The 3952-nt window shown below is 42.3% G+C and carries 5 protein-coding genes and 1 pseudogene; 2 read left to right on the forward strand and 4 right to left on the reverse strand.

The window, feature by feature from the left end:
* Window positions 1–957 (reverse strand): tRNA (adenosine(37)-N6)-threonylcarbamoyltransferase complex transferase subunit TsaD (tsaD, locus tag B4H32_RS01475; RefSeq protein ID WP_286799404.1); only part of this gene is annotated, 957 nt, incomplete at its 3' end.
* Between the two features lie 145 nt (window positions 958–1102).
* Here tsaD and rpsU point away from each other — a divergent pair.
* Window positions 1103–1318: a 30S ribosomal protein S21 gene (gene rpsU / locus B4H32_RS01480; protein ID WP_004652785.1), complete on the forward strand. Its 216-nt coding sequence runs from the start codon at window positions 1103–1105 to the stop codon at window positions 1316–1318.
* Window positions 1319–1341: 23 nt separating this feature from the next.
* Window positions 1342–1788 (forward strand): GatB/YqeY domain-containing protein, encoded by a 447-nt coding sequence (locus B4H32_RS01485; protein WP_004677044.1) that lies wholly within the window; start codon window positions 1342–1344, stop codon window positions 1786–1788.
* An 81-nt stretch (window positions 1789–1869) separates the two neighbouring features.
* Here B4H32_RS01485 and B4H32_RS01490 read toward each other — a convergent pair whose 3' ends face one another.
* From B4H32_RS01490 to B4H32_RS01500, 3 genes and pseudogenes are all read right to left on the reverse strand, one after another.
* Window positions 1870–2229, reverse strand: a complete 360-nt coding sequence (locus B4H32_RS01490) for a hypothetical protein (protein ID WP_004682442.1) — start codon at window positions 2227–2229, stop codon at window positions 1870–1872.
* A 44-nt stretch (window positions 2230–2273) separates the two neighbouring features.
* Window positions 2274–2481: pseudogene (locus B4H32_RS01495) on the reverse strand (hypothetical protein).
* 18 nt (window positions 2482–2499) lie between these two features.
* Window positions 2500–3882: a M48 family metalloprotease gene (locus B4H32_RS01500; RefSeq protein WP_228127231.1), complete on the reverse strand. Its 1383-nt coding sequence runs from the start codon at window positions 3880–3882 to the stop codon at window positions 2500–2502.
* Between the last annotated feature and the right edge of the window lie 70 nt (window positions 3883–3952).

Here is a 3952-nt window from a genome sequence, read left to right on the forward strand (position 1 = left end):
CAAACCATAATGCTGCCCAGCCTTTAAACGTTGATAACCTGCGAATGCAATCATTGCGCCATTATCGGTACATAAGGCAGGTTCAGCATAATAAACCTGCGCCTTAATTTTTTTCAGTGAAGTTTCCAATTGCTCACGTAAACGCAAATTTGCACTGACCCCGCCTGCAATCACCAAACGCTTTAAACCTGTTTGCTTTAAGGCTTTAACCGATTTTTTAACCAATGTATCGACAATTGCTTCCTGAAAAGAGGCAGCAACGTCAGCATCACGGTTTTCTTCACCCAGTTTTTTCAACTGCACAGAAACCGCTGTTTTTAAACCACTAAATGAAAAATCCAAACCTTGATGCAACATTGGACGAGGAAACTCAAATGCTAGGGCATCCCCTTGCAATGCAAGTTTTGCGATGTTTGGCCCACCTGGATAAGGTAGCTTCATCATTTTTGCGACTTTATCAAAGGCTTCACCTGCTGCATCGTCAATTGACTCACCCAGTAATTCATATTGACCAATACCGTAGGCTGCCATCAACTGTGTGTGCCCACCAGACACCAATAATGCAACAAATGGAAATTCTGGGGGAGTCTCTGAAAGTAATGGTGCAAGCATATGCCCTTCCATGTGATGCACACCAATTGCAGGCTTATTAAGGGCAAATGCTAAAGTGCGACCAAACAATGCGCCTGTCATCAAGGCACCCATTAGCCCAGGTCCACGCGTATAGGCAACTGCATCAATCTGGCTTTTCTGAACACCACTTTGTTCAAGCAGTTGATTGATCAGGGGAATCATTTTACGGACATGGTCACGCGAAGCCAGTTCAGGCACAACACCGCCATATTCGGCATGCAGTTTGATTTGGCTATACAAAACCTGTCCACGTAAGCCGAGCTCGCTATCATAGAGTGCTAACCCAGTTTCATCACACGAAGTTTCTAAGCCCAAAACAATCATTAAACTGCCTTTACAACGATCAAAAATAATATCAGCGCTATTATAGACTTGTGATCTGAGTTGTAAATGAGTAAAATACTGACCTTCACTTGCGATCTAGTGCAATCGTGCATTAGATCTATCCCATCATCTTAGAGGATTTTACATGCCACAAGTTAAGTTGAAAGAAGGCGAACCAGTAGACGTAGCTATCCGTCGTTTCAAGCGTTCATGCGAAAAAGCGGGTGTTTTAGCTGACGTTCGTAAGCGCGAATTCTATGAGAAACCAACTCAAGAGCGTAAGCGTAAAAAAGCTGCTGCAGTTAAGCGTTATCAAAAGAAATTGACTCGCGAATCTGTACGTACTACTCGCCTTTACTAATTAATTTGTGATTGACTGCTGATATGACCACTTTAAAAGACCAGATTACCGACGTATTAAAATCATCTATGCGTGCCAAAGATATGGCAACGGTAACGGTTATTCGTGGTGTACAGGCAGCAATTAAGCAAATCGAAGTCGATGAACGCATTGAGCTTGACGATGCTCAGGTTCTTGCGGTCATTGAAAAGCAAATTAAACAACGTAAAGAATCGATCAAGGCCTTTTCTGGCGCTGGTCGAGATGATTTAGCTAGTAAGGAACAAGCCGAAGTTGAGGTTATTTCTCAATTTCTACCAGCCGCTATGACTGAGGAAGAACTTGATTCTATCATTGAGCAAACGATTGCTGCTCAAGAAGCTACTAGCATGAAAGATATGGGTAAGGTGATGAATTCTCTACGTCCGATCATAGCCGGACGTGCCGATCCTGCACAAGTTTCTGCCAAAATTAAAGCAAAATTAAGCTAATTAGCTTAAATCCTCTTTATTTATATCCGCTATTTATTTTAAAACTGGATTCATTTTAACAATGAACCCAAAGTCTTTCTATTATTTAAAATCACACTGAACATTATATTTGGCAAGCATCTGCATCTCTTTAGACTCAACCACTTGTTTAATTAAATCCTGCTTGGTCATACTTGCATATTGTGGTGGTAATGATGAACGGTTTTGTTCAATTGCACCTGACATATCCTGAATATAACGCTGGTTAATGCCACAATATTTAGCTTGTTGCTCAGGACTAAATTGAGTGAGCTGAGGGTCTAGGCTACGCAAGAATCCACGCAAGTCCTGTGCATAGCTTTCCCTGATTTTATGTACAGCATTGACATATTGCTCAATGGATGCAGCAAAACTGTTCCCCATACAACCAGTCATCAAAATAATAAAAACAAACTTCTTCATAAATCTTTTAACTTCATCAATGAATATGACTTATCACTAGCATTTTATCTTAATTCAATAAAATCTGGCTTATGTTCAGTAAAAAATTCTTCTTTCGGTGCTGGAAGATGCCCCTCCGTCACCGCTCCCAAACGCAAGCGGATGATATGGGGTAAATCGGTACGATAAGAATAGATTGGACTGGCACAATGTTGTGCAATAACACAAAATACTATTTTCGATTTCCCCACATAGACACTGCCCTTTAATCATTTCTATTTCTCCTAATTTTTAAATTTTCATACGGCGATCATCTTGCATCTGTTTCAAGCGTGAGTCAATTTTTGCTGACATTGCCAAGTTACCTTTTGCCAAACGTTGGGCATGTAGCATGGATTTAATCGCATTTTCTTCATAACCAGACCAATATTCAGCTTCCGCACGATAGCACAACACATTTACCGCTTGCAGTGGTGAACTTTTATCCAGATTAGTCGCCTGCTGTAAAAGCTGCCATCCCTGTATATCACGCTGATTTTTTCTTATAAAGCGCTGTACCAGAGTTTGTGCCTGATCAATCTTGCCTTGGCGGATTAAAACCTCAACCAACTTATAGGATAAAGCCCGATTTTCAGGCATGGTTTTTTGTAGTGAACTCATGCTGTCATATGCCTGATCGAACTTGTTTTGTCCCAGATAAATATCGGTTTGAATCAGGGGAATCAGAATATGCGATTTTAATTTTATCTTGACCAGATCAAGGTTGGACTGTGCCTGAGTATAGTCCCCCTGCATCAGATAAAACTTGCTAAGCGCCAATAAGCCCGCGATATTCTTCTGATTGGCCAGTGCCTGTAACTGGATTTCTGTCGCCTGATTTGAGACAACCTGTGTGTACCATTTTAATATGTCAAAATCGAGGTCATAGATTTTAGACCTGACTTGAGGCAACTGATTGGCACGTAACCGCGCCTCACTCATACGTTCTGTAGTAAGTGGATGGGTAAGCCAGAAATCAGGCAAAAAGCTAACTCGACTGGTTGCCCGATGCATGGTTTCAAAATAATCAGCCATGCTTTGCGGATTGTAGCCTGCCGCGTACATAAACTGCATGCCGATACGGTCAGCCTCACGTTCCTGATTCCGACTATAGCTGAGTTGCTTGTCCATTAAAGCAGCCTGCGTTCCAAGCATGACGGCGGAACCCACATCACTATCTGCCTGTGAGGCAATCGCAGCCCCGACAATAATACCAGCCAAGGCCAATAGCCCCTGTCCCTTAAATGCCTCTTGCGAACGGCTATAATGTCGTTGTGCAACGTGTGCTATTTCGTGCGCCATTACCCCTGCAATCTCATCAAGATTTTTTGCTGAGGTAATGAGTCCCGTATTGAGTGCAAATAAGCCACCTGGTACAGCAAACGCATTGATCTGAGGGTCTTTAATAATCACCAGTCCAATCGGTTGCCCTAGTTGGGTTTGGCTTAAAATACCTGAGAATACCTGTAGAAATTGATCTTCTAGCCATGCATCCTGAATGGTGGGCATCTGGCGATGCACTTCACGATATACCTTTTCACCAATGAGCTTTTCTTTTTGTTGATCAAGCAGACCAATACCGCTTCCAATGTCAGGCACTTCTGTTTGACCCATATTTTGCGTAGGCAAAAAAATCTGGGTATGGCTGAGTTGGGTAGTGGCAAAAAGGCCACATGCGAGCAATAAAGATCTCAAGTGGTTTCTC

The sequence above is a fragment of the Acinetobacter sp. UBA2063 genome, from assembly GCF_002333245.1.
GTDB classification, from domain to species: domain Bacteria; phylum Pseudomonadota; class Gammaproteobacteria; order Pseudomonadales; family Moraxellaceae; genus Acinetobacter; species Acinetobacter parvus.

Coding starts and splice junctions, on each gene's coding strand:
- rpsU (WP_004652785.1), top strand. CDS start 1,103: ATGCCACAAGTTAAGTTGAAAGAAGGCGAACCAGTAGACGTAGCTATC.
- B4H32_RS01490 (WP_004682442.1), bottom strand. CDS start 2,229: ATGAAGAAGTTTGTTTTTATTATTTTGATGACTGGTTGTATGGGGAAC.
- B4H32_RS01485 (WP_004677044.1), top strand. CDS start 1,342: ATGACCACTTTAAAAGACCAGATTACCGACGTATTAAAATCATCTATG.